General features: G+C 47.6%; 23 protein-coding genes. 17 read left to right on the forward strand and 6 right to left on the reverse strand.

What is annotated here, in order from left to right:
- Window positions 1–5: 5 nt before the first annotated feature.
- Together purU and U0008_RS09920 are read right to left on the reverse strand one after the other, a co-directional pair.
- Window positions 6–854, reverse strand: coding sequence for a formyltetrahydrofolate deformylase (purU, locus tag U0008_RS09915; protein WP_025801178.1), 849 nt, complete (start codon window positions 852–854; stop codon window positions 6–8).
- Between the two features lie 43 nt (window positions 855–897).
- A complete protein-coding gene (locus tag U0008_RS09920; RefSeq protein WP_051874132.1) occupies window positions 898–1392 on the reverse strand; it encodes a YchJ family protein in 495 nt (164 codons plus the stop codon).
- A gap of 244 nt (window positions 1393–1636) precedes the next feature.
- Here U0008_RS09920 and rssB point away from each other — a divergent pair, with 244 nt between their 5' ends.
- Both rssB and galU read left to right on the forward strand, forming a co-directional pair.
- Entirely contained in the window at window positions 1637–2656 is a 1020-nt protein-coding gene (gene rssB / locus U0008_RS09925) for a two-component system response regulator RssB (RefSeq protein WP_025801180.1), read from the forward strand.
- A gap of 214 nt (window positions 2657–2870) precedes the next feature.
- Window positions 2871–3782, forward strand: a complete 912-nt coding sequence (gene galU, locus U0008_RS09930; RefSeq protein ID WP_025801181.1) for a UTP--glucose-1-phosphate uridylyltransferase GalU — start codon at window positions 2871–2873, stop codon at window positions 3780–3782.
- Between the two features lie 799 nt (window positions 3783–4581).
- Here galU and hns read toward each other — a convergent pair.
- Window positions 4582–4989, reverse strand: coding sequence for a histone-like nucleoid-structuring protein H-NS (gene hns, locus U0008_RS09935; protein ID WP_025801182.1), 408 nt, complete (start codon window positions 4987–4989; stop codon window positions 4582–4584).
- 611 nt (window positions 4990–5600) lie between these two features.
- Between hns and U0008_RS09940 the strand changes: the two genes are divergently transcribed.
- Entirely contained in the window at window positions 5601–6176 is a 576-nt protein-coding gene (locus U0008_RS09940; RefSeq protein WP_038502798.1) for a thymidine kinase, read from the forward strand.
- A gap of 405 nt (window positions 6177–6581) precedes the next feature.
- Here U0008_RS09940 and adhE read toward each other — a convergent pair whose 3' ends face one another.
- On the reverse strand, window positions 6582–9251 hold the full coding sequence (gene adhE / locus U0008_RS09945; RefSeq protein WP_025801183.1) for a bifunctional acetaldehyde-CoA/alcohol dehydrogenase: 2670 nt from the start codon (window positions 9249–9251) through the stop codon (window positions 6582–6584).
- A gap of 594 nt (window positions 9252–9845) precedes the next feature.
- On the opposite strand from adhE, the gene U0008_RS09950 reads away from it, so the two are divergent.
- The 12 genes from U0008_RS09950 to ycfP all read left to right on the forward strand — a co-directional run bounded on the left by U0008_RS09950 (window position 9846) and on the right by ycfP (window position 21115).
- Entirely contained in the window at window positions 9846–10490 is a 645-nt protein-coding gene (locus U0008_RS09950) for a YchE family NAAT transporter (protein ID WP_025801184.1), read from the forward strand.
- 750 nt (window positions 10491–11240) lie between these two features.
- Complete coding sequence (oppA, locus tag U0008_RS09955; protein WP_043493062.1) at window positions 11241–12878, forward strand: oligopeptide ABC transporter substrate-binding protein OppA; 1638 nt, start codon at window positions 11241–11243, stop codon at window positions 12876–12878.
- A gap of 136 nt (window positions 12879–13014) precedes the next feature.
- Entirely contained in the window at window positions 13015–13935 is a 921-nt protein-coding gene (gene oppB, locus U0008_RS09960; protein WP_025801186.1) for an oligopeptide ABC transporter permease OppB, read from the forward strand.
- Between the two features lie 15 nt (window positions 13936–13950).
- Window positions 13951–14859, forward strand: a complete 909-nt coding sequence (oppC, locus tag U0008_RS09965) for an oligopeptide ABC transporter permease OppC (RefSeq protein ID WP_025801187.1) — start codon at window positions 13951–13953, stop codon at window positions 14857–14859.
- Window positions 14860–14869: 10 nt separating this feature from the next.
- On the forward strand, window positions 14870–15859 hold the full coding sequence (oppD, locus tag U0008_RS09970; protein ID WP_043493063.1) for an ABC transporter ATP-binding protein: 990 nt from the start codon (window positions 14870–14872) through the stop codon (window positions 15857–15859).
- Window positions 15856–16854 (forward strand): murein tripeptide/oligopeptide ABC transporter ATP binding protein OppF, encoded by a 999-nt coding sequence (gene oppF, locus U0008_RS09975; protein WP_043493065.1) that lies wholly within the window; start codon window positions 15856–15858, stop codon window positions 16852–16854. Before oppD ends, oppF begins: the two co-directional genes overlap by 4 nt.
- 189 nt (window positions 16855–17043) lie before the next feature.
- A complete protein-coding gene (gene hinT / locus U0008_RS09980) occupies window positions 17044–17394 on the forward strand; it encodes a purine nucleoside phosphoramidase (protein ID WP_025801190.1) in 351 nt (116 codons plus the stop codon).
- Window positions 17395–17448: 54 nt separating this feature from the next.
- Entirely contained in the window at window positions 17449–17838 is a 390-nt protein-coding gene (locus U0008_RS09985) for a YcfL family putative periplasmic lipoprotein (RefSeq protein WP_025801191.1), read from the forward strand.
- 30 nt (window positions 17839–17868) lie between these two features.
- Complete coding sequence (gene lpoB, locus U0008_RS09990; RefSeq protein ID WP_043493067.1) at window positions 17869–18468, forward strand: penicillin-binding protein activator LpoB; 600 nt, start codon at window positions 17869–17871, stop codon at window positions 18466–18468.
- Window positions 18469–18472: 4 nt separating this feature from the next.
- Window positions 18473–19339 (forward strand): phosphotransferase, encoded by an 867-nt coding sequence (locus U0008_RS09995; RefSeq protein WP_043493068.1) that lies wholly within the window; start codon window positions 18473–18475, stop codon window positions 19337–19339.
- A 145-nt stretch (window positions 19340–19484) separates the two neighbouring features.
- The gene (gene nagZ / locus U0008_RS10000; RefSeq protein ID WP_121626051.1) at window positions 19485–20504 is read left to right on the forward strand and encodes a beta-N-acetylhexosaminidase; all 1020 of its coding nucleotides are present in this window, start codon (window positions 19485–19487) and stop codon (window positions 20502–20504) included.
- Window positions 20505–20572: 68 nt separating this feature from the next.
- Entirely contained in the window at window positions 20573–21115 is a 543-nt protein-coding gene (ycfP, locus tag U0008_RS10005) for an alpha/beta hydrolase YcfP (RefSeq protein ID WP_025801195.1), read from the forward strand.
- 59 nt (window positions 21116–21174) lie between these two features.
- Here ycfP and potD read toward each other — a convergent pair whose 3' ends face one another.
- Together potD and cadB are read right to left on the reverse strand one after the other, a co-directional pair.
- Window positions 21175–22239: a spermidine/putrescine ABC transporter substrate-binding protein PotD gene (potD, locus tag U0008_RS10010; protein ID WP_043493071.1), complete on the reverse strand. Its 1065-nt coding sequence runs from the start codon at window positions 22237–22239 to the stop codon at window positions 21175–21177.
- A 228-nt stretch (window positions 22240–22467) separates the two neighbouring features.
- Complete coding sequence (cadB, locus tag U0008_RS10015; protein WP_043493343.1) at window positions 22468–23817, reverse strand: cadaverine/lysine antiporter; 1350 nt, start codon at window positions 23815–23817, stop codon at window positions 22468–22470.
- 288 nt (window positions 23818–24105) lie between these two features.
- Between cadB and U0008_RS10020 the strand changes: the two genes are divergently transcribed.
- Window positions 24106–24627, forward strand: coding sequence for a sigma-70 family RNA polymerase sigma factor (locus U0008_RS10020; protein ID WP_395038434.1), 522 nt, complete (start codon window positions 24106–24108; stop codon window positions 24625–24627).
- 1 nt (window position 24628) lies between these two features.
- The gene (locus tag U0008_RS10025) at window positions 24629–25600 is read left to right on the forward strand and encodes a FecR domain-containing protein (RefSeq protein ID WP_043493073.1); all 972 of its coding nucleotides are present in this window, start codon (window positions 24629–24631) and stop codon (window positions 25598–25600) included.
- Window positions 25601–25687 lie beyond the last annotated feature (87 nt).

Consider the following 25687-nt stretch of genomic DNA (forward strand, 5'->3'; position numbering starts at 1 on the left):
GTCAATCAGAATATAACTGTACGATTCCCATAAACAAATACTCGCTGTGCCAGCACGCGATACAGCGCTCGGCTGAGCACATTTTTTTCAACGTCGCGCCCCGCACGCATCATTTCATCGGCGGTATAAGTATGGTCGACGTTAATAACGTCTTGCATGATGATTGGGCCTTCATCCAGATCGTTATTAACGAAGTGCGCGGTTGCGCCAATAATCTTCACGCCGCGCTCATAGGCTTGGTGATAAGGGCGCGCGCCAATGAATGCGGGAAGGAAAGAGTGGTGAATATTAATAATCTGATTAGGGAAATGACTGATAAATTCAGGCGTTAATATTCGCATGTATTTCGCTAATACCACGTAGTCTGGCGTATGTTTTTTAATTTCAGCCACCATGGCTGCGTCATGTTCTTCGCGTGAGAGGCCTTCATGACTGACCAACGTGAAGGGAATATCGAAACGCTCAACCAGCGATTGCAACGTCGAGTGGTTGCCAATGACCGCCGCAATTTCAACGTCTAAGCCCCCAAAGGCGCTTTTCATCAGTAGGTCGCCAAGGCAATGTGCCTCTTTGGTGACAAGCACCACAATGCGTTGACGGCCTGATACCGTAAGCTCGCGCTCAGAACCTGAAGGGAGTGCGCCATCCAGATCGGCCAGTAGTGTCTCATCGTTGAAAATACCCTCCAGCTCGGTACGCATGAAAAAGCGACCGGTGAGATGGTCAACGAATTCATTATTCTGAATGATATTGAGCTGGTGTTTGTAGCAAATGTTGGTGATCTTGGCGATCAGCCCTTTCGCATCAGGGCAGATGGTGCGGAGAACTTTACGTTGAATAACGGGTTGTGACATGTGTTGGTTTCCTGTCTAGATATTTTTATTATTGCGGATGATCTTATTGACCACAGCATTTCTTATATTTTTTGCCAGAACCACAAGGGCAGGGATCGTTTCTGCCTACTTGCGGTTTGGTTCCATCCACATAATACCAACGTTGATCCAGACGAATAAAGCGCGAACATTCATGAATCGAATTATTTTGATTTTCGGCCTCAGAATGGTAGCGCGCGAAGAATTCAACAAAGCCTTCATCGCTGTTCTTACCGCTGGCAGTTTTAACAATTGTTAAGCCTAGCCACTCGGTATCCGCAAAACTTTCTTCAATCGCGGCGCGTTGCTTATCCATTCCACATTCTGGGTGCCAAGTTTCCACCAGATAATCGACGTTGCGCACCACATAGGCGGTATAGCGTGAGCGCATCAGTTGTTCAGGTTCAGCGGCTATACGCTGTCCGCTAATAATAGGTTCGCAGCATTGGGCAAACATATTACCGCTTTGGCATGGGCAAGGTGAGCGGCTATCAGGCGATGTGTGCGGGGCAGATATCATGGCAGTTGAACCTTATCGAAAGACGAATTGAGGCTATGGTATCGAATCCTTATCTCAGCCGCTACGAGGGCGTGACGCTGAGATAATATTCTGAATCATCAGCTAATAAATAATTGTAACGAATAGGCCTTTTAGTTAAATGTGCGTAATGGCGCGCAAAACGCGTCATTCCAGAAATATCTATGCAGCACAAGGCGGCATATTGAGCCAAAATAGAAGGAGCACTAGTGAAAGGAGGTTCTTAATGGCGCTGCCACTGGAAAGTAAGCGAGTAATGATCGTTGAAGACGATCCTGTCTTTCGCTGTGTACTTGCCGGATACCTCCAATCCCAAGGCGCTTTGATTCAGGAAGCAGCCAATGGAATAGAGGCCTTAAGTTTATTGGATGAGTTCACTCCAGACGCAATTCTTTGTGATCTTGCGATGCCAAAAATGGGCGGGATCGAGTTTATTAAACGATTCAGAGAACGGGGTTTCCAAACGCCGGTCGTCGTGATTTCTGCGACTGAAGAAATGGCTGACGTTGCAAATGCGATGCGTCTTGGCGTGCGTGATGTATTGCTCAAGCCCATAACCGACCTCAGGAGATTGCAGGAAACGCTTTTATCCTGCTTTTATCCCGATCTATTCGAATCTCCAGCCTTAGAGAAAGATGAGTTTATCCATGATTGGGAGCTATTGAGCCAAGATCCTGAATATGCTGCGCGTTTGCTTAAACAGTTACAGCCACCGGTTCAACAAACCATTTGTGGTTGTAAGGTAAATTATCGACAACTCACTTCGCTGAATAATTCAGGCTTGGTGTTAGATATCGCGCCGTTATCCAGTAATGATCTCGCATTCTATTGTTTAGATGTTTCGCGGGCGGGAGAGAATGGCATTTTGGCAGCACTAATGGTAAGGGCGATTTTTAACGGGTTACTGCAAGAACAGCTGGCTCACCAAGAGTTGCGCTTGCCCCAAATGTCTACCATCCTTAAACAGGTTAATCACCTGTTGCGTCAGGCAAATCTTGATGGGCAGTTTCCTTTGCTGGCTGGGTATTATCATGTCCAGCAACAGAATCTCATCCTTGTTTCTGCTGGTTTGCATGCCAAGATTCATGCAGGTGATAACCTGATTCAGCTTAATAGCGGTGTACCTTTAGGCACAATGGGCTCAATTCACATCAATCAGGTTAGTCAGCGGTGTAGCCATTGGCAGAGCCAAATCTGGGGCGCGGGTGGGCATCTACGTTTAATGCTGACGTCACCGCAACACTGATTTTTTTCAGTTTTATCTGCTTTTTAATTTAATCAGTTAATGAGTCGTTATTTATCTAAAAGGCCGGTTGCTTGTAATATCTTCAATCGGCCTGTAATTACTTTGAATTTAATGCGCACAAATTACTAACTGGTATACTCGCGCTGGAAATTAGCATTCATATCCGCCAAATAAAATGGATATGAACACGGAGCTAAACGATTAGAGAGGTTGTATGTCAACGTCAGTAAGAAAAATCAGAAAAGCTGTTATACCTGTCGCAGGGCTAGGAACACGTATGTTGCCAGCCACGAAAGCCATTCCGAAAGAAATGTTGCCGTTGGTGGATAAGCCACTGATTCAATATGTTGTGAATGAGTGTATTGCTGCAGGGATTAACGAGATTATTCTGGTTACACATTCTTCAAAAAACTCTATCGAAAACCATTTCGACACCAGTTTTGAATTAGAAGCAATGCTGGAAAAACGCGTTAAGCGTCAGCTTCTGGCTGAAGTGCAGTCTATTTGTCCTAAGCATGTCACCATCATGCAAGTTCGTCAGGGATTAGCGAAAGGCTTAGGCCATGCGATCCTGTGCGCACATCCACTGGTTGGTGATGAGCCATTTGCCGTTATCCTGCCTGATGTGATTTTGGATGAGTACACCTCCGACCTGAGCAAAGATAATTTGAGTGAGATGCTGTCTCGCTACGAAGCAACAGGCCATAGCCAGATTATGGTTGAGCCAGTACCGATGGAAGATGTTTCTAACTATGGCGTTGCAGATTGCAGCGGCGTTGAGCTGAAGGCGGGTGAGAGCACCCCGATGAAAGCGGTCGTTGAGAAGCCTGCACGCGATAAAGCACCTTCAAACTTGTCAATTGTAGGTCGCTATGTACTCTCTCCAGAGATCTGGCCACTGCTGTCTAAAACACCTCCTGGTGCTGGTGAAGAAATCCAATTAACAGATGCGATTGCTATGTTAATGAAGAAAGAAACCGTTGAAGCTTATCACCTGAAAGGTCTGAGCCATGACTGCGGGAATAAAATGGGTTACATGCAGGCATTCGTTGAATATGGCATGCGCCACGCATCGTTAGGCAAAGAATTCACCACGTGGTTGAAGTCATTAGATTTGAACGACTAAAAGCCGCTGTGTTTAAAAAAACTCTGTAAAGGATGCCTCGGCATCCTTTTTTTTATGCAAGTTATCTTAAAGATTCGCGTAAAGGTACGAGGAAGCTTAAATACTTGTCTAAGTAAATAATGACTAAATGTATGACCTCTTTGATTTAAATTCCATCTCCATCGCTTTGCAATACTCAATCTGCCTAAAGCAATGCCCTGAAAGGATCAAAAGATAAGTCTTTTTTAATAATGGCGTCTCGCCAAACGGGATTTCTCTTGAATTAAGGCTATACGGGAACAATCCCATACCTTGTTTGTGGTATATATTGGGGTGTAAATCAAAAAAATATTAACTTTGCTGAAGATTGGTTATATCAATATAACCATAGTTACTGTTGTTTATTACTCAGATGTTTACTATCAATTTAAGGTATTTTAAATGCATGGTTATCAGCTGTTCCTATGCCTATTGCAACGGTAGAAATTAATCTAGAACCCGTCCATTCCTGGAAATTCCACAGCGTGAAAGATAAGTCCTACAGAAGCGTAGGAGTGTCGTTGTACACTCACAGAAGAGGGTATGCCGCAGTGGCGTGGTTTTCTTCATCCATTATGCAAATGGGCACAGTATCTTGCCGTATGGACTCTCGTGACATGCTATTCAAAATGGGTTTTAAAAATCGAATTTATTTGCGTGCATAGAATCAATTGCTATACGTAAGGGTTTAGATGCATAAGCCCATTAGTAAAATATGGATAAAAAAATAGCCTCATAAGAGGCTATTTATACAGATTTAGTTGTAATGTTCAGAAGAAAATTACAGCAGGAAATCGTCCAGAGACTTACCTTGTTCTTCGATAGCTTGCTTAATCACAGCTGGAGTACGGCCTTGGCCAGTCCAGGTTTTAGTTTCGCCATTTTCGTCAACATACTGGTATTTAGCAGGACGCGCAGCGCGTTTTGCTTTACCTGCTACTTTACCAGCAGCCATGGTCTGCAGCAGTTCATTAGGATCGATACCGTCAGCAATCAGCATTTCGCGGTATTGCTGTAATTTACGAGTACGTTCTTCGATCTCAGCTTGTGCCTGACTATCTTCTTCACGACGTTCGTTTACAACAACTTCCAATTTCTCCAGCATTTCTTCCAGAGTTTCTAAAGTGCATTCTCTAGCCTGAGCACGAAGAGTACGGATGTTGTTCAGAATTTTTAATGCTTCGCTCATTGTCCTAATCTCAAATTATATTGGTGGGGGGCGTCTCGATTATAATAGAGTGCCAGTTTATTTAACGCAATAGTGAATTTTGTAAGATTAGCAAAATATTTCGTAATATAAGCAAATAATGCTTCTTTAAACACTATAACGAATATAGCTACTTGTTATTCAGATTACAACATGGAGTTCAAAGCAGCTAAAGCACCAAACCGAAGTCTATTAAAATATAATCGTATTGACGGCGTTGTTATGTTTCAAGGCGGATATTTTTTGTTGATTAAATCTACAGATCTTTAAGCGCTGTCACACTCCACATTGCTAATATAAGGCAAAAGCTGGTGAGAATTATCGGAAAAACTAGGGTGCTAAATCCCTTTATAGTAACAATCCCATCAATTAGCAAAATCAGAGTTTGGTGTGACATCATTTCTTAACAGAGTGTTGTGTCCCTCGCATTTTTAGACAAAATATTGTTTTATCAGATATTGATATAGATTCAGGCTTTAAGAATAACGCGATTGGCTAGGCATTTTTTTTCATAACTTTATGCCATCATCGGTGCGTTGGCTGTGATAAAATCCGGTCAGTTACGCGATTCTATATGGGGCTTAGAGCAGGTTGTGGCACAACTATATTTTTATTATTCAGCGATGAATGCGGGAAAATCAACGGCGTTACTTCAATCTTCCTATAACTATCAGGAACGAGGAATGCGTACGCTGGTGTTTACCGCAGAAATTGACAATCGTTTTGGTGTGGGAAAAGTGAGCTCACGTATTGGTCTGAGTTCACAGGCTCAACTTTATAATAGCGAAACACCTCTGTTCGATATGATTCGGCAGGAAAATGATGTTTTGCCGGTCAACTGCGTGTTAGTGGATGAGTGTCAATTCCTGACCAAAGATCAGGTTAATCAACTTTCTGATGTTGTGGATAACTTGGATATCCCGGTATTGTGCTACGGATTAAGAACTGATTTTCGCGGCGAGTTGTTTGGGGGAAGCCAATACCTATTAGCCTGGGCGGATAAATTGGTTGAGCTTAAAACGATTTGCCACTGCGGACGCAAAGCGAATATGGTGCTACGTCTAGACGAGCACGGTAAAGCATTAAAAGACGGCGAGCAGGTTGTGATTGGTGGCAATGAAAGCTACGTCTCAGTCTGCCGTAAGCACTATAAAGACGCGTTAGCGTGATACTTGTTGTTCGTTGCTGCTGAGCATCAGCAGAGTATAGATAATGAGGCACACGTCTTCTCAGGGCGTGTGTCGAAAGATAAACATATTCCCCAGTTTCCCCAGTTCAAGTTTGCGCATTGCATAATCGCATACATTCTATATACCCATCTGTTACCGATGCACTGACATTGATCTTTAACGTCTTCTATATTTCTTCCTCCTTAAATCATTAATCTGTAGCCAGACTTGTGATGATGGCCGAATATTGCCGCATGGAGTAGGGGATAGGATGTTTGGTTTCGTACTCGTTTATATGTCGTTCCTATCTTCTGAAGATAGAGAAGCATTGAGTGAATAGGGAGATACAATAGGCATAAAAAAACCCGCCAGCGGCGGGTTTTATATTTATATAAGGGAATCTAATTATTTCTTAGATTTTTTCTCAGCTTTAGCAGCAGGTGCTTTTACGGCTTCAACTTCGTGTGATTCGCTGAACTCACGACCGTAGAAAGTATCCATCAGAATTTGCTTCAGTTCTGAGATCAGTGGGTAGCGCGGGTTCGCACCGGTACACTGGTCATCGAACGCATCTTCAGACAGTTTGTCCACTTTAGCCAAGAAGTCTGCTTCTTGAACGCCAGCTTCACGGATAGATGCTGGAATGCCCAGATCTGCCTTGATGCTATCCAACCATGCTAACAGTTTTTCAATCTTCGCAGCAGTACGGTCGCCCGGTGCGCTCAGACCTAAATGGTCTGCAATTTCAGCATAACGACGACGAGCCTGAGGGCGGTCATACTGGCTGAAAGCAGTCTGTTTAGTTGGGTTATCGTTCGCGTTATAGCGGATAACGTTAGAAATCAACAGGGCGTTTGCTAAGCCGTGTGGGATATGGAACTCAGAACCCAGTTTGTGGGCCATGGAGTGACATACACCCAAGAAGGCGTTGGCAAATGCGATACCAGCGATAGTTGCCGCGTTGTGAACACGTTCACGAGCAACAGGGTTTTTCGCCCCTTCGTGGTAGCTTGCTGGCAGGTTTTCTTTCAGCAGTTTCAGCGCTTGCAGAGCCTGACCGTCAGAGTATTCGTTAGCCAGAACAGAAACGTAAGCTTCTAAAGCATGGGTCACGGCATCCAAACCACCGAACGCACACAGTGATTTAGGCATATTCATGACTAAGTTAGCATCAACGATCGCCATGTCTGGTGTTAATGCATAGTCAGCCAGTGGATATTTCTGGCCAGTTGCATCATCGGTTACCACAGCAAACGGAGTGACTTCTGAACCGGTACCTGAAGTGGTGGTGACGGCGATCATTTTCGCTTTCACGCCCATTTTAGGGAATTTGTAGATACGCTTACGGATATCCATGAAGCGCAGAGCCAGTTCTTCAAAGTGAGTTTCAGGATGTTCGTACATCACCCACATGATTTTAGCTGCGTCCATTGGTGAACCACCACCCAGCGCGATAATCACGTCTGGTTTGAAGGAGTTCATCAGCTCTGCACCTTTACGTACGATGCTCAGCGTTGGGTCAGCTTCAACTTCGAAGAAGACTTCAGTTTCGATCCCGTGGCCTTTCAGGACTTTGGTGATCTGATCGGCGTAACCGTTGTTGAACAGGAAGCGGTCAGTCACGATGAAGGCACGTTTTGCACCATCAGAGGCTACTTCATCCAGCGCGATTGGCAGAGAGCCACGGCGGAAGTAGATAGATTTCGGAAGTTTATGCCACAACATGTTTTCTGCTCGCTTCGCCACGGTTTTTTTGTTCATCAGGTGTTTAGGCCCGACGTTTTCAGAGATGGAGTTACCACCCCAAGAACCACAACCCAGAGTCAAAGATGGAGCAAGTTTGAAGTTATACAGGTCACCGATACCACCCTGAGAAGCAGGGGTGTTGATCAGGATACGTGCAGTCTTCATTTTTTCGCCGAAGTAGTTCACACGCTCAGGTTGGTTATCCTGATCGGTATACAGGCAAGAGGTATGGCCGATACCACCCATCTCAACCAGTTTCTCAGCTTTAGTGACAGCTTCTTCAAAGTTTTTAGCGCGGTACATTGCCAGCGTTGGAGACAGTTTTTCATGAGCGAATGGTTCAGACTCATCAACAACTTTCACTTCACCAATCAGGATTTTGGTGGTTGCTGGAACAGTGATGCCGGCCATTTTTGCAATTTCAGTGGCTGGCTGGCCTACGATAGCCGCATTCAGGCCACCGTTTTTCAGGATGATATCCTGAACGGCTTTCAATTCTTTACCTTGCAGCATATAGCCGCCGTGAGTCGCAAAACGCTCACGCACTGCGTCATACACGGAGTCAACTACGATAACGGACTGTTCTGAAGCACAGATCACGCCGTTGTCGAAGGTTTTAGACATCAGGATAGAAGCAACAACACGTTTGATGTCGGCAGTTTCGTCAACAACAACCGGTGTGTTACCAGCACCAACGCCGATAGCAGGTTTACCTGAGCTATACGCTGCTTTAACCATGCCTGGGCCACCGGTGGCCAGAATCAGGTTAATGTCTGGGTGATGCATCAGTTGGTTAGACAGTTCAACGCTAGGCTGATCGATCCAGCCGATGATGTCTTTTGGTGCGCCAGCTGCGATAGCAGCCTGCAAAACGATATCCGCGGCTTTGTTCGTGGCGTTTTTGGCACGGGGATGCGGAGAGAAGATGATGCCGTTACGGGTTTTCAGGCTGATTAACGCCTTGAAGATGGCCGTAGAGGTTGGGTTAGTGGTCGGTACGATACCGCAGATGATACCGATAGGTTCAGCGATAGTGATAGTACCGAAAGTGTCGTCCTGAGACAGGATGCCACAGGTTTTTTCATCTTTGTAGGCGTTATAGATATATTCGGATGCAAAGTGGTTTTTAATCACTTTGTCTTCCACGATACCCATACCTGATTCCTCAACGGCTAATTTAGCCAATGGGATACGGGCATCAGCAGCAGCCAGAGCGGCGGCGCGGAAGATTTTATCTACTTGTTCTTGAGTGTAATTGGCAAACTCACGCTGGGCTTTTTTAACACGTGCTACTAACGCATCTAGTTCAGCGATATTGGTTACAGCCATAATGCTCTCCTGATAATGTTAAACTTTTTTAGTCAATGAGCCGCACAAGCAACAAGTATAGACAGATAAATGTGCTCTCTTTCAGAAACTTCACTTACTGAAAAGTTCCCGTTGGCTGATTTGCTAAAACAGCTTAGCTAGCAGTGGAGAAGTAAAGCCTGTGTTAAACATGAACGGTTTGGCTTTCTGCTAATCAGTGGGCCAGACGATAATAGCAGGCCTTTACTGTGACTCTGAGCTTACCCATTCTTAGGTAGTTGTTTTGTGATTTAGCTCACAAAAATGTCAAGCTGACACCTTTCAGCAGTGCGGTATTGAGAGCTTTTATCATTAACAACTAAAAGCGCCGTATTTTGCAGCGAAGTATCGATAAAATAAAACATTTTTGCAACAATGAGCCTCTTTTTGCGCTTCCCGTTAAATGCAGTAAGAAATTCGTACATTGAGCATAGATCGGGGCCATTATTTCCATTACATTACGCCGCAAGAACGTATCACTCTATCGTGATTTGCTAACATTGTTCACCACGCTGATTTGCTCGTGACAATGTTAAGAATGACAGTCGCGTTAATAACATGGTTTTGGAGAGCATGGTGAGCCAGTCTTTGCTGGATTTATCTGGTTACATTAAGTTTTTTGTTGGTCTCTTCGCATTGGTCAATCCGGTGGGTATTCTGCCGGTGTTTATCAGTATGACGAGCTATCAGGCGGTTGCAGCGCGCAACAAAACCAACCTGACGGCTAACACGTCGGTTGCCATCATTTTGATCTCTTCTTTATTGCTGGGTGATTCAATACTGATGTTCTTTGGCATCTCGATTGATTCCTTCCGTATTGCGGGTGGGATCTTGGTGGTGACGATTGCGATGTCGATGATTAGCGGGAAGCTGGGCGAGGATAAGCAGAACAAACAAGAAAAATCAGAAACTGCAATCCGAGAAAACGTGGGCGTTGTGCCGCTGGCATTGCCATTAATGGCAGGTCCCGGCGCCATCAGCTCAACGATAGTGTGGAGCTCTCGCTATCATGGCTGGCAAAACCTGCTCGGTTTTTCTCTGGCTATTATTCTGTTTGCGTTTTGTTGTTGGCTACTGTTTAGGGCCGCACCGCTGCTGGTTCGCCTGTTAGGTCAAACGGGTATTAACGTCATCACGCGAATTATGGGTCTGCTATTAATGGCGTTAGGCATTGAATTTATTGTTACGGGATTACGATCGATTTTCCCCGGCCTGTTATAACTCTTCAAACATTGCGACCTGATGAAACCGCTGTCGGCAATGCCGATGGCGGTTTTTTTAACTGGGCCACCTATTTGCCTTGATCGCTCACTATTCCTCATTTCAGCGATAAACCTGCGCTATTTCAATAAGTTTGTTTTACTTACGTGATGATTTATTGACGTAATAAGCACAAATTTTGTTCAGAAAATCACATCATAACATTCTGTTGAAACCCGTTATTAGTGGGCTTATCGAACGCTCATAAGATCATCAATGGTTGAATCTGCTTACATTTGTTAATTTAACGATGTATTACTTCATGACTTTCCTTAAGACTGAATGATTCGCTTTATAACATAGCTTCAAGAAAAGATATTATGTTATATCAGCGAGTTATCATTGATCTTTCCCCTCCCTCAGTGCAGTCTGTCAGAACGTCATCGTTTCAATAAAGAGAATTGCGTAACATTTCTATAAAAATAATTAGCAGTGATTTTAACCATCTGTTAGCTTCTGGGCATAATCACTACGCTTAGCGTTGATGAGAAAACTTTGTGCTGAAGTATTAATAGAAAAGTTTCGCTGAATATTTTGACGTCTGATCTGAGTCAAAGAGTGTTGTCAGTAAAAGTTCTAGATCTGAAAGGATAATGACGTTTTAAAACCACCTATCGTATCGACAACTTCGTTCCTTGTCGGTGCGGCCATAAAGCTAACAAAAGTTGGCATGTCCTCATGGACATCTTATTAAAGGGGAGTGGGTATACAATGAGCAAACACATCAAAAAGAATTTACTGGCCGTAAGCGTTATGGCGGCGTTGGGCATGTTTAGCATTGCGCAAGTGCAGGCGGCGGATGTTCCTGCCGGTGTAAAACTGGCCGATAAGCAGGAGCTGGTTAAAAATAACGGCTCTGAAGTTCAGTCATTAGATCCACATAAAATCGAAGGCGTGCCTGAAAACAACGTCACTAATGACTTGATGGAAGGTTTAACCCAGCATGATCCGCAGGGTAAAACGATCCCTGGCACGGCGGTGAGTTGGGATAATAAAGATTTTAAAGTATGGACTTTCCATATTCGCCCAGATGCTAAATGGTCAAATGGCCAGCCTGTTACCGCAGAAGATTTTGTGTATAGCTGGCAGCGTATTGTTGATCCTAAAACCGCATCGCCTTATGCCAGTTATCTGCAATACGCTCACGTTGAAAACGTAGATGACATTATTTCGGGCAAAAAAGATAAATCAACGCTAGGCGTGAAAGCGCTTGATGATAAAACTTTCCAAATTACGTTAACCGAGCCCGTACCGTATTTAGCGGAAATGACGTCGCATTACGCGATGAAACCGGTCAACAAAGCCGTGGTGGAGAAATTTGGCGACAAATGGACGCTGCCAGAAAACTATGTCAGCAACGGCGCTTATAAATTAAAAGATTGGGTTGTTAACGAACGTATTGTTTTAGAGCGTAACCCTGAATATTGGGACAATGCAAAAACCATAATTAATAAAGTCACGTTCCTGCCTATTGCTTCAGAAGTCACCGACGTTAACCGCTATCGTACCGGCGAAATTGATGTCACCTATAATAATATGCCGATCGAACTATTCCAGAAGTTGAAAAAAGAGATCCCACAGGAAGTTAAAGCCGATCCGTATTTATGTACTTACTACTATGAAATAAATAACCAGAAGCCACCGTTTAACGATGAGCGTGTGCGTGAGGCGCTCAAGTTAGGGATGGATCGCGATATCATCGTCAATAAAGTCAAAAATCAAGGCGACCTGCCAGCTTACAGTTTCACTCCTCCCTATACCGATGGCGCTAAGTTAACACCGCCAGAGTGGTTTGGTTGGTCACAGGCAAAACGTAATGAAGAAGCCAAAAAGCTGCTCGCCGCTGCGGGCTATGGCCCAGATAAGCCACTGACGTTTAACCTGTTGTACAACACTTCCGATCTGCACAAAAAATTGGCGATTGCCGCAGCGTCCATCTGGAAGAAAAATCTGGGCGTGAACGTGAAACTGGAAAACCAAGAGTGGAAAACCTTCTTGGATACTCGCCATCAGGGCACTTACGATGTTTCGCGCGCGGGCTGGTGTGCTGATTACAACGAGCCAAGTTCATTCCTGAACATGATGCTGTCTGACAGCAGCAGTAACACCCCGCACTATAAGAGCGCGGCCTTTGATAAAATCATGGCTGGCGCACTGCAAACCAGCAGCAAAGAGGCGCGAGCCGCCGTTTATCAACAGGCTGAACAGCAGCTTGATAAAGATTCTGCCATTGTCCCTGTCTATTACTACGTCAATGCGCGTCTGGTGAAACCCTATGTAGGCGGTTATACCGGTAAAGATCCGCAAGATAACGTATACGATAAAAACTTGTACATTATTCAGCACTAATATATCTAAACTTATCAACGCCGTAGCAAATAAGGCTGCGGTGTTGATAATTGATATAGAAGTAGCAGCGGTGGGATAACCTCGCCGTTTTTCAAAAATATAATCAGCCATAAGGCTGAAGTGCAGGGCTAGGGCAATGTTAAAATTTATCTTTCGGCGCTTGCTTGAGGCGATACCGACGCTATTTATCCTGATCACCATCTCATTTTTCATGATGCGCTTAGCGCCGGGTAGCCCATTTACCGGTGAACGCGCTTTGCCGCCAGAAGTTTTGGCTAATATCGAAGCGAAATATCACCTTAACGATCCTATCTGGAAACAATACGGACATTATTTAGTCCAATTAGGCCACGGTGATTTTGGCCCTTCGTTTAAATATAAAGATTATTCGGTTAATGATTTAGTGAGCGCGTCGTTTCCTGTTTCGGCCAAATTAGGTTTTGCCGCATTTTTATTAGCGGTGGTTTTTGGCGTGACGGCGGGCGTGCTGGCTGCGCTCAAACAAAATAGCAAATGGGATTATGCGGTTATGGGGGTGGCCATGACCGGTATTGTCATACCCAGTTTCGTGGTTGCGCCGTTATTGGTGTTAATTTTTGCCATTCAGCTGAAATGGCTACCGGGAGGCGGATGGAACGGTGGGGCGCTCAAATTTATGATTTTGCCGATGGTGGCACTCTCATTGGCTTATATTGCCAGCATCGCGCGTATTACCCGCGGCTCAATGATTGAAGTTCTACATTCCAACTTTATTCGTACCGCACGGGCGAAAGGCTTACCGATGCGTCGCATTATTTTGCGCCATGCATTGAAGCCTGCGCTGTTGCCGGTGCTCTCTTATTTGGGCCCAGCCTTTGTCGGCATTATTACGGGCTCGATGGTTATTGAAACTATTTATGGATTGCCGGGCATTGGCCAGCTGTTTGTTAACGGTGCGCTGAACCGTGACTATTCCCTGGTGCTGAGCCTAACCATTCTGGTTGGCGCACTGACCATTCTGTTTAACGCGATTGTCGATGTGCTTTATGCCGTCATCGATCCGAAAATCCGTTACTGATTCGGGAGATCGCAGATGTTACTGAATAAAAAAAATGCGCAGGTGGTCGAAAACTTCGGTGAACAGCTGGAAGTGGAAGGGCGTAGCCTGTGGCAGGATGCGCGCCGCCGTTTCGTTCATAACCGCGCCGCGTTGGCGAGCCTGTTTGTCCTTAGCTTGATCGCGCTATTTGTGATTTTTGCCCCTATGCTGTCGCAGTTTGCTTATGACGATACCGATTGGGGAATGATGTCATCGGCGCCAGATATGGAGTCAGGGCATTATTTTGGCACCGACTCTTCCGGGCGTGATTTGCTAGTGCGGGTAGCGATTGGTGGCCGTATTTCGTTAATGGTAGGAATTGCGGCGGCGCTGGTTGCCGTGGTCGTTGGCACCTTGTATGGCGCGATGGCCGGTTACGTGGGTGGCAAAACCGACTCGGTGATGATGCGCCTGCTTGAGATCCTCAACTCCTTCCCATTCATGTTCTTCGTGATTTTGCTGGTGACCTTCTTTGGGCAAAACATCCTGCTGATCTTTGTGGCGATCGGCATGGTGTCGTGGTTGGACATGGCGCGTATCGTGCGTGGACAAACGCTGAGCCTGAAGCGCAAAGAGTTTATCGAAGCGGCGCTGGTGGGCGGTGTATCCACACGCAAAATTGTCACTCGGCACATTGTTCCCAACGTGCTGGGCGTGGTGGTGGTGTATGCGTCTTTATTGGTGCCGAGCATGATTTTGTTTGAATCCTTCCTCAGCTTCTTAGGGCTAGGGACTCAAGAACCGTTGAGCAGTTGGGGCGCATTACTGAGCGATGGCGCCAACTCGATGGAAGTTTCTCCGTGGCTGCTGATGTATCCCGCTGCGTTTCTGGTTGTAACGCTATTCTGTTTCAACTTTATCGGCGATGGCCTGCGTGATGCCCTCGACCCGAAAGATCGTTAAGGAGTTTACGATGATGACAACAGATAAAAGCGCAGAGCGACTGCTGGCGGTAAAAGATCTCCGCGTCACCTTCACCACCAACGACGGCGATGTCACGGCGGTCAACGATTTAAACTTCTCGCTGCGTGCGGGTGAAACGCTCGGGATCGTTGGCGAGTCGGGATCCGGTAAATCACAAACGGCTTTTGCGCTGATGGGATTATTAGCACAAAACGGTCGCATCCGTGGCTCCGCGCTGTTCAACGGGCGTGAAATACTCAATCTACCGGAGAAGCAGCTTAATAAACTGCGTGCAGAAGAGATTGCGATGATCTTCCAAGATCCGATGACGTCGCTGAATCCTTACATGCGCGTCGGTGAACAGCTGATGGAAGTGCTGATGCTGCATAAAGGCATGAGCAAAGCACAGGCATTTGAAGAGTCTGTGCGTATGCTTGATGCAGTAAAAATGCCGGAAGCGCGTAAACGCATGCGCATGTTCCCACATGAATTCTCCGGCGGTATGCGCCAACGCGTGATGATAGCCATGGCGCTGCTATGTCGGCCTAAACTTTTGATCGCCGATGAACCCACGACCGCGTTGGACGTTACGGTTCAGGCACAAATAATGACGCTGCTCAATGAGCTTAAAAGCGAGTTTAATACCGCAATTATCATGATCACTCACGATCTGGGCGTGGTTGCGGGCATCTGTGACAAAGTTCTGGTGATGTATGCGGGCCGCACCATGGAGTACGGTCAAGCGCGTGACGTGTTCTATTCGCCTAGCCATCCGTATTCGATTGGCCTGCTAAACGCCGTACCGCGTTTAGACGGCGAAAATGAATCCCTGCTGACCATCCCCGGCAATCCACCTAATCTGTTGCGCTTGCCGAAAGGTTGCCCATTCCAACCGCGTTGTCCTCACTCCACTGAGCAGTGTATGCAAATGCCGCCGTTGGAGTCGTTTGGTGAAGGGCGTTTACGCGCCTGCTTTAGAACCGTGGGGGAGTTGGCATGAGCAGCGAAGACAAAAAAGTATTGCTTGAAGTCGCCGATCTGAAGGTTCACTTCGAGATAAAAGACAACAAGGCGTGGTTCTGGCAGCCAGCCAAAACGTTGAAAGCGGTCGACGGCGTGACGCTGCGTCTGTATGAAGGCGAAACCTTAGGCGTGGTCGGTGAATCGGGCTGCGGTAAATCAACGCTGGCGCGTGCATTAATCGGTTTAGTGAAAGCCACCGATGGCCGTGTGGCGTGGCTCGGTAAGAATCTGCTGGGTATGGATGCCAAACATTGGCACGAAGTTCGCCACGACATCCAGATGATCTTCCAAGATCCGCTGGCGTCGCTGAACCCGCGCATGACCATCGGTGAAATCATTGCGGAGCCGCTGCGGACATATCATCCCAAGATGGCGCGCAGCGAGGTGAAAGATCGCGTCAGAAACATGATGATGAAAGTGGGGTTATTGCCGAACCTAATTAACCGCTATCCTCATGAATTCTCCGGCGGTCAGTGCCAGCGCATCGGAATTGCCCGCGCGCTGATTTTGGAACCCAAGCTGATTATTTGTGACGAGCCGGTCTCCGCGCTCGATGTGTCTATTCAGGCGCAGGTGGTTAACCTACTGCAACAGCTTCAGCGAGAAATGGGGCTGTCACTGATCTTTATCGCGCACGATCTTGCCGTGGTGAAACATATTTCCGACCGCGTTTTGGTGATGTATCTCGGCCATGCCGTTGAGCTGGGCACCTATGATGAGGTGTACCATAATCCTCAGCATCCTTATACCAAAGCGTTGATGTCTGCAGTGCCGGTTCCCGATCCCGATTTAGAGCGCAACAAAAAAATTCAGCTATTGGAAGGGGTACTGCCTTCGCCGATCAATCCACCATCAGGCTGCGTGTTTCGCACTCGTTGCCCGATTGCTGGGCCTGAGTGTGCACAAACACGGCCTTTGATGGAGGGGAGTTTCCGTCATGCGGTTTCGTGTTTGAAGGTCGATCCGCTTTAGAGAGATAGCGTCAGGGGCACAAGGAGGTGCCCCTCTAATATTACTTATAGCGAGAAAGACCGCGCTATTTCGGCTGATTTTCCCTCACTTGATGATTTGTCTCCCTCTCAGGCTTGAAAGCCGAGCTCGCTCTACTCATACTGCAAGCACAAGATTTTTATCTCAATTGATTGCTAAAGGATATTCGTCATGGCAGAAGAAACTATTTTCAGCAAAATTATTCGTCGTGAGATCCCGTCTGATATCGTTTATCAGGACGACTTAGTGACTGCATTCCGTGATATTTCTCCACAGGCACCTAGCCATATTCTGATTATCCCTAACCAGCTGATCCCAACGGTGAATGACGTTAAGCCAGAAGATGAAGCGGCGCTGGGCCGAATGGTCACGGTGGCGGCAAAAATTGCGCAGCAGGAAGGCATTGCCGAAGACGGCTATCGCCTGATTATCAACTGCAACCGTCATGCGGGGCAGGAGGTTTATCATATCCACATGCATCTGCTGGGCGGTCGTTCACTCGGTCCTTTGCTCGCTCGTTAATCTTATTTTGCCTCGTTTTGCTCGGCAGAAAATATTCAGTTGGAGTTCACCGTTATGCGATTCTCATTATCCAGATGTACATTGACGGTGATCTTGCCGCTGGCATTACTTGCAGGCTGTAGTTCGCCGAGCCACATCGCCGTGAGCGATGGGCAGCGGGTGGTGATGGATCCTTCGGTACTCACGGCGGGCGTGACGGCGGATAACCCAACCGTATCATCGGGGGATATCTATCCTGTGGCCCGCGCGGTCGTGAACTATGGTGAAGAGCAACAGCCTGTCACGCTGAACTACCGTTTTTATTGGTATGACGCCAAAGGCCTCGATATCTTCCCCCATGAACCACCGCGGACGATTAAGCTAAACCCAGGTCAAGAAGTGCGTCTGGAATCAACAAGCGCCAATACCCGAGCAAAACAGGTACGCCTCTACCTCTATCTATAAATTAAGCCATAACCTCATGGGAGAGGGATGATGAAGAAGCTTTTAAGTGTGACATTCGCGGCGATGGTGCTGGCGGGCTGTCAAACGATCACGCATCAAGGCAGTGAAACCACGACTGAGCCAGAAAAGCCGACGCAAACACAGCCGCCGGTGACGGTGCCGACCACGCCGCCGGAACAGCCACCGGTGACTACGGTGCCAACGCCGCCAAAAGTGCAAAGCTTCAACTGGAGCGCCAGTTTAACGCCGCTGATTAATCAGATGCTAGGCTCGCCAGACGTCACCGCTGGCAGCGTTTTACTGGTGGATAATGTGCAAAACCAAACCAACGGTAGCTTGCAGGTAGCAAACGCGACGGCTGAATTGAAAAAGGCGCTGCAACAGGGTAATAAATTTACGCTGGTTCCCGCTAATCAGGTCACCAGTGCCAAACAGTCACTGGGCTTATCTGCCGAAGATAGCTTAGGTTCACGCCGCAAAGCGATTGGTTTGGCGCGCATCGTTAACGCTCAATATGTGCTGTATAGCACGGTAGAGGGCGATGTGCAGTCACCTAAAGTGGCGATGCAGCTGATGTTAGTGCAGACCGGTGAGATTATCTGGTCTGGCAATGGGGCCGTGACACGCTGATTCTATGTCGAATGCTTTTCATCCCTCGTTGATGTCTGTGCGGGCCGTTCTGGCCCGCTGTTTTTCATCTGTAGCACCGCATCAGTGGCAGCTTTCACCGGTTGAAGGTTTGACCGGCATCAATTGGAAAGCGCAATTGAGTGACGGTGTCACTTATTTAATCCGTCCTCAAACGATTGAAAAAACGCAGTTAGGTATTGAGCGCAAACGTGAGGCTCATGCATTACAGCTAGCGGCCGCCTATGATCTCGCACCGCAAAGCTTAGGGCTGCACGATGGATGGTTAGTCACTGAATGGCTCTCGGGCGACGTGCTCAACGAAACAACCTATCAGCCACACCTACACGATTTAGCCGAAAAAATCGTTACGCTGCATAACATAAAGCCCTGCGGACAGGCGCGAGATTTTCACCGTCATTGCCAATCCTACCGCCAGCTAAGCTCCCTCCAGCGGATGACACCGCAAGGACTAAAAATTCATCAATACTGGCAGTCTCGTCAGGTTCCTCAGCCGTTGAAAGTCGCTTTGCTGCACATGGATATCCATCCGGGCAACATCGTTTTGACGTGTCACGGGCTGCGGTTGATTGATTGGGAGTATGCCGCAGTGGGTGATATTGCGTTGGATCTGGCCGCTATGTACCGTAGTTTCGGCTGGGAGTATGCACAGCGGCGCGATTTCACTGAACGATACGTACAGGCCGGAGGCTATTGCGATGCGAAAAAATTGCAACAGCATGTTGAGCAATGGCTGCCGCGCGTCGATTATATGGCGTGGTTATGGTATGAAGTGCGTTGGCAACAATCAAAACAGAATTCATTTCGTGAGACCGCCAATCTATTGCTTTCACAGCTAAAAATGGGAAAGTAGCACAGATGCGGTATACGCGATAAAAACACTGACGGCGTGAACTCACGCCATCACGCAAAAATATAGCTAATACATACACCCTGAATAATTGGCGTAGCCAACACGGATGCAGCTTCAAGTATGACGGGTATAAAGGAGAATCCCTGTGGGTCCTGTAATGTTGGATGTGGCAGCCTATGAACTGGATGCCGAAGAGCGTGAAATTTTGCAGCATCCGCTGGTAGGCGGCCTGATTTTATTTACTCGAAACTTCCATGATGCCGAGCAGCTTCGCGAACTGGTGCGCCAGATCCGTGCGGCGTCACGCAATCGTCTGGTGATTGCGGTGGATCAGGAAGGGGGCCGAGTGCAGCGCTTCCGCGAAGGCTTTACGCGCCTGCCTGCCGCGCAGTCTTTTGCCGCAATAAATAGCGATCCAGAAGGGCGCCGATTAGCGCAGGAGGCGGGCTGGCTGATGGCCAACGAAATGATGGCGATGGATATCGATATCAGTTTTGCGCCTGTTCTAGATCTTGGTCACGGCAGCGCCGCCATTGGTGAACGTTCTTTTCATGAAGATCCGCAAATTGCTATTCGGATGGCGGAAAGCTTCATCGATGGCATGCATGAAGCGGGCATGAAAACTACGGGTAAGCATTTCCCTGGGCACGGCGCAGTCACCGCTGACTCACATAAAGAAACGCCAATTGATCCACGCCCGCTGGAAGAAATCATTAATCATGATATGGTTATTTTTAACCAGCTGAATTCACGCGCCAAGCTCGACGCGATTATGCCTGCTCATGTGATTTACCCTGCGGCGGATAGCCTGCCCGCCAGTGGTTCGTCATATTGGTTGAAGCAGGTGTTACGTCAGCAGCTCGGCTTTAACGGCGTGATCTTCTCTGATGACCTGTCAATGGAAGGCGCTGCGGTAATGGGTAGCTACGCCGAACGTGGGCAGGCCTCGCTGGATGCGGGCTGCGATATGATTCTGGTGTGTAATCATCGCGCAGGCGCGGTAAGCGTGTTAGATAATTTGGCGCCGATCACCGCAGAACGCGTTAGCGCCCTGTATCATAATGGTAAATTTACACGTGAAGAGTTAATGGCTTCACCGCGCTGGAAAGCAGCGCATCAAGAGCTGGAGCAACTTCATCTGCGTTGGGAAGAGAGCAAAGCATAAGCTCGACGCTCAAATGACAATAACGCAAAGCGGCTGAGGGTTAGCCGCTTTTTGGGAGCAGTGAGAACATGATTATTTATCTTCACGGTTTTGATTCCACCAGTCCGGGCAATCACGAAAAAGTGATGCAGCTGCAGTTCATCGATCCCGACGTGCGTTTAATTAGCTACAGCACCCGTCATCCTCGCCACGATATGCAGCATCTGCTGAAAGAAGTCGATAAAGTGGTTCAGCAGGCCGGTGATAGCCATGCGCTGATTTGCGGCGTTGGCCTTGGCGGTTTTTGGGCTGAGCGTATTGGCTATCTGTGCGGTATTCGACAGGTGATGTTCAATCCTAATTTGTTCCCGCAGGAAAATATGGTGGGTAAGATTGACCGTCCGGAAGAGTATTTGGATATTGCGACCAAGTGCGTGGAAAACTTCCGTGAGAAGAATCGCGAACGCTGTTTAGCGGTGCTTTCTCGTAGCGATGAAGTGCTAGACAGCCAGCGTAGCGCTGAATATTTGCAGCCGTTCTATGAAATTATCTGGGATGAGCAGCAAACGCATAAATTTAAAAGTTTGTCGCAGCACCTACAAAAAATCCGCGCGTTTAAAACGGTTTCTTGAGGATTTTTGTTGTTGGATAATTCCCGGCATCCACACAGGGAGGCCGGGAAAGATAGAGATTAACGACCTGCTTTCAGCTTCTGGAAGTAATTTTCGTAAATTTCACTGGCGCTGCCCACGTCATTTTGCCATTCGCCACGGGCGATGGTTTCTGCGTCTGGATACAGTGATTTATCGCCAGAAATTGATTTAGGCAACATCTTCTGAGCGGCTAAGTTCGGCGTTGGATAACCGATGGTTTTCGCCACCTGTACCGCGATTTCAGGGCGGAGCAGGAAGTTAATGAGCTTCATCGCACCTTCTGGATTTTTCGCATTTGCCGGAATCGACAGGCTATCCATCCAGAAAATCCCACCTTCTTTTGGCCAAATAACCTCTAGCGGCGTTCCAGCTTCACGAGCGACAAACGCTGAACCGTTCCAAACCATGCCCAGATTTACTTCGCCTTCCATATACGGGTTAGCTGGGTTATCTGAGTTGAAGGCCAGCACGTTAGGCATCAGCTTTTTCAGCTCTTCATAAGCGGCTTCAATCTGTTTGGGATCGGTGGTGTTGCCTGAATATCCAAGCTTCAACAGCGCCATCTGAAACACTTCGCGTGCGTCATCGGTTAACAGCAGGCTGCCTTTATATTCCGGCTTCCAGAGATCGGCCCAGCTGGTCACGCTTTTTGGATCAATGGCATCGGAATTAACGCCGATGGCCGTCGCACCCCAGATATACGGAATGGAATAATCATTTTCCGGATCGAAAGGTTTGTGCAGCAGGTTTGGATCTAAGTTATGGAAATTGGTCAGCTTAGATTTGTCGATCTTTTGCAGCATACCTTCTTTACTCATTTTGGAAACAAAGTAAGTAGAAGGTACAACTAAGTCATATGCGCCGCTTTTATAGGTCTTCAGCTTGGCATACATAGTTTCGTTGGACTCGTAGGTGGAATAAATCACCTTAATGCCGGTTTCCTTGGTGAACTGCTCAAGCAGTCCCGGCGGCACATATTCAGTCCAGTTGTAGAAATAGACAGTGTTATTGTCATTTTCCGTTTTCGGCGCATCGGCAGCGATTGCGGCATTTACTCCCAAAGCCAACAAACCTGCGGCTACCAGAGGTGACCACTTTTTCATTCAGCGTATCCCTATAGTGAAGGTCGAAATAAAGAGAAAATCTCTATGAGTCCTGAATGGAACACTTCAACAAGAACAAAATGTTTTTATGGGAGTCGCGCCATCAGGGCGGTCATTATAGGAGCCGTGGGAGTAGGGGTAAAGCGGATGGGGCAATAGGAGGAGAAAAGACATTTGCGCCACTAATCAAAAATAATAGCGGCGCAGCTAATCGAGCCAAATAAATGCTTAGCCTAAGTTATCATCAGGCGGTGGATTTTTCTTGAGTTGAACCGCATAGGCTTTTTCATGTTCCCCTTGCTTGCGGGCATAGAACATCAAAATGCTTAAGCTAATGATAAAGGTCGCGGTTAGCTTGATATTTTCTGCGCCTGACAAGGCGATAAAGCAGAAGATACAGCCTAACGTTGCGGCCATCACGCTCACAATATTTCTCAGCGAAGCGCCTTCCATACGAATCAACGCCACGCAGGAGTAGAAATACGGCAGCATGGTGAGCAGAACCGCGATCCCAATGAGTTCGCCAAAAATATCGGATGAGTTACTGCCTTTCGAGCTCATAAAGGTCATGAATGCCATCAGTAACGTCATTTTGATGGCTGACAAAATAATCCCTTTACGCGGTACGCCGTGGCTATCGACCTCGCCGTAAATTTTAGGGAAGTTGCCGTCGCGCGCGGCGCGTACGCCAGCCTGACCCACCAACATCATCCAAGAACCTAACGCCGCGAGGCAGGCAAACGCAGTAAAGGCAGATACCACCGGTGCCGCCCAACTGCCGACCATCAATGAGGTACTCGCGGCGAACGGTGCGCCGGTTTTCGCCATCACTTCGGCAGGGAACATGCCGCTCATTACCTGTGTGGCTAAGATATAGACGATACCCGCCAGCGCGGTGCCCAGCATGGTGGCGATAGGCACGGTACGCTGTGGGTTTTTAACTAACCCTGAACTGACTGCGGCCGACTCCACGCCGACAAACGCCCACAGACAAATCAAAATGCTGTGCATAACGGCTTTGCTATCGGTTTGGGTTGAGGTATTCCAGTTCGCCTGATAAAGCGCAGGATCAAACCAATGCCAGCCAGCAACGGCGGTACCAATCACGGGCACCAGAACCAGAATTAATCCCAGCGTGGTTAAGCGACTGACCCAGTTACCGCCCATCATATTCACCAACGCCATGATCCAGATGATCACAATGCTCGCGATACCTGCGGGAATAGGGTGATTGAGCGCAGGGAAAAAGACCGAGAGATACGCTACACCAGCCAAACAGTCGGCAAGGTTACCAATCCAGTTAGCGTGGTAGTAAAGAACGGCAGTTTGAAAACCGAACGCAGGGCCTAACCGACCTGCATAGGCGATTGGCCCACCGACCTGTGGGTCGCGAGTCGTCAAACGCGCAAAGACATACGCCAAAGACATGGCTCCAATTAAAGTAATGAGCCAGCCGAAGAGTGCAATAGAACCAATTTTGGCGAGGTTCGCAGGCAGGAGCGCGATACCACTCCCCATCATGTTTCCCGCGACGATACCGGTACAGGCAATGAGCCCGATTTTTTTAGAAGACGCCATGTTAGCCCCGTTAACATCAAGCATTTGCTGTGTTCCCTCACGGCATGCTGTCGTTTTATCGAAAGAAATCCTGGGTGAATTATATGACAAATTGAGATGTGGATCACATTTGCCCCGCTGTTAACGACAATGCTTTGAGCTAAAACAGTTTTGTATATTAATTGCTGTAGGAATAGACAATTTATATAGATAGCGCTTGTTATAAAGCTAGCAGAAGTGTGCAAAAATGTTGTGTTGATAATAATTATCATTTAGAGTTCGCGCAATGGATCACACAAGTAAATGGCTATGCTGACGACCTCTAACGCCCATCATTCGGCTCTGAACGACCTTTATCAACAGCACCACGCGTGGCTGCGAAACTGGTTAGGCTTTCGCTTGAACTGTCGTTTTGATGCTGAAGACTTAGCGCAGGACACGTTTATGCGTATTTTACGCAGCACCAATCGCGAGCCAATTCAGCGCCCACGTGAGTTTCTGGCCACCATAGCCAAACGTGTGATGGTGGATTTTATCCGCCGCAAAACGCTAGAGCGCGCTTATTTGGACGCGTTAGCACAACTGCCAGAACAGGAAATGCCCGGCGAAGACGAGCGGCTCGCGGTGCTAGAAACGTTGCAGGAAGTTGACGCCATGCTTGATGGCCTAGGTGCCAGAGCCAAACAGGCATTTCTGCTGGCGCAGTTGGAAGGGCTTGAATACCGCGATATCGCACTGCGACTGGGGGTTTCACTGAGCTCAGTTAAAAAGTACATGGCAAAAGCGATGGAGCATTGCCTGTTGTATCGTCTAACCCATGAGACATCGTAGCATGAGTTCACCTCCGATTGACCCACAACAGCGCCATGCGCTAGCGCAAGCCTCTGAATGGTATGTCCGTTTACAAGATAAGTACGATCTAACGGCTAAGGCTGAGTGGCAGTTTTGGCATGACGCCAGTCCAACCCACGGTTGGGCGTGGTCTCAGGTGATCCGAGTATGCGAACAGATGGGGCAATTACCGGTTCATGCGGGTTTTCATGCGCTTAATCAGTCGCAGGATCTCAAGGATCGCACCCGCAGACAGCTGCTCAAAATGACGCTGCTGACCTTAGGCGTAGGGATTGCTGGCTGGCAGGGCGTGCGTAGCCAAACCGGGCAGGCGCTGGTGGCTGAGTATCGCACCTCGGCAGGGCAGCTATCCCGTTTTACCTTAGACGATGGTTCTCAACTAGTGCTGAATACTGACTCTGCGGTTGACGTCGATTTTGATGCCCAGCGTCGTTTAGTCACGCTGTATCGGGGCGAAATATCCATCAGAACGGCTAAAGACGAGGCCATTCCGGCACGTCCATTTTATGTCAAAACGTCAGACGGCAGCCTACGCGCCTTAGGCACATATTTTCAGGTACGCCATACTGAAGGCTACACGCAACTTAGCGTTCAAGAGCATGCGGTTGAGATCGTGACGCAAAAAACCGGTATGCAGGCCATTGTGGACGCTGGCCAGCAGCGCCGCTTCGATGCGAAAACCATTTCAGTTGCCGAAGAACTTCCTCTGGCGGCCGCAAGCTGGGAACAAGCCTTATTAAGCGTTAGCCATTGGCCACTTTCACAGCTGATTGATGAACTGTCTCGCTATCAGTCCGGTTACTTGTCATGCGCTGCAGACGCGGCCAATTTACGTATCAGCGGTACTTTCCCCCTCGATAATATTCCTCATGCACTCACTCTGATCGCGCGTGTTTTACCGATAAAAGTGCGCTATGTCAGCCGCTATTGGGGACGCGTTTCCCTGCGTTAAACCTGAAATAAAATAAATGAGAAATATTTTCATTCTTAATTGTACTTTTACCTTGTCCCATACGACCCCTGAGTAAATACAACAAAT

It is taken from the genome of Hafnia alvei (genome assembly GCF_034424155.1).
GTDB classification, from domain to species: domain Bacteria; phylum Pseudomonadota; class Gammaproteobacteria; order Enterobacterales; family Enterobacteriaceae; genus Hafnia; species Hafnia alvei.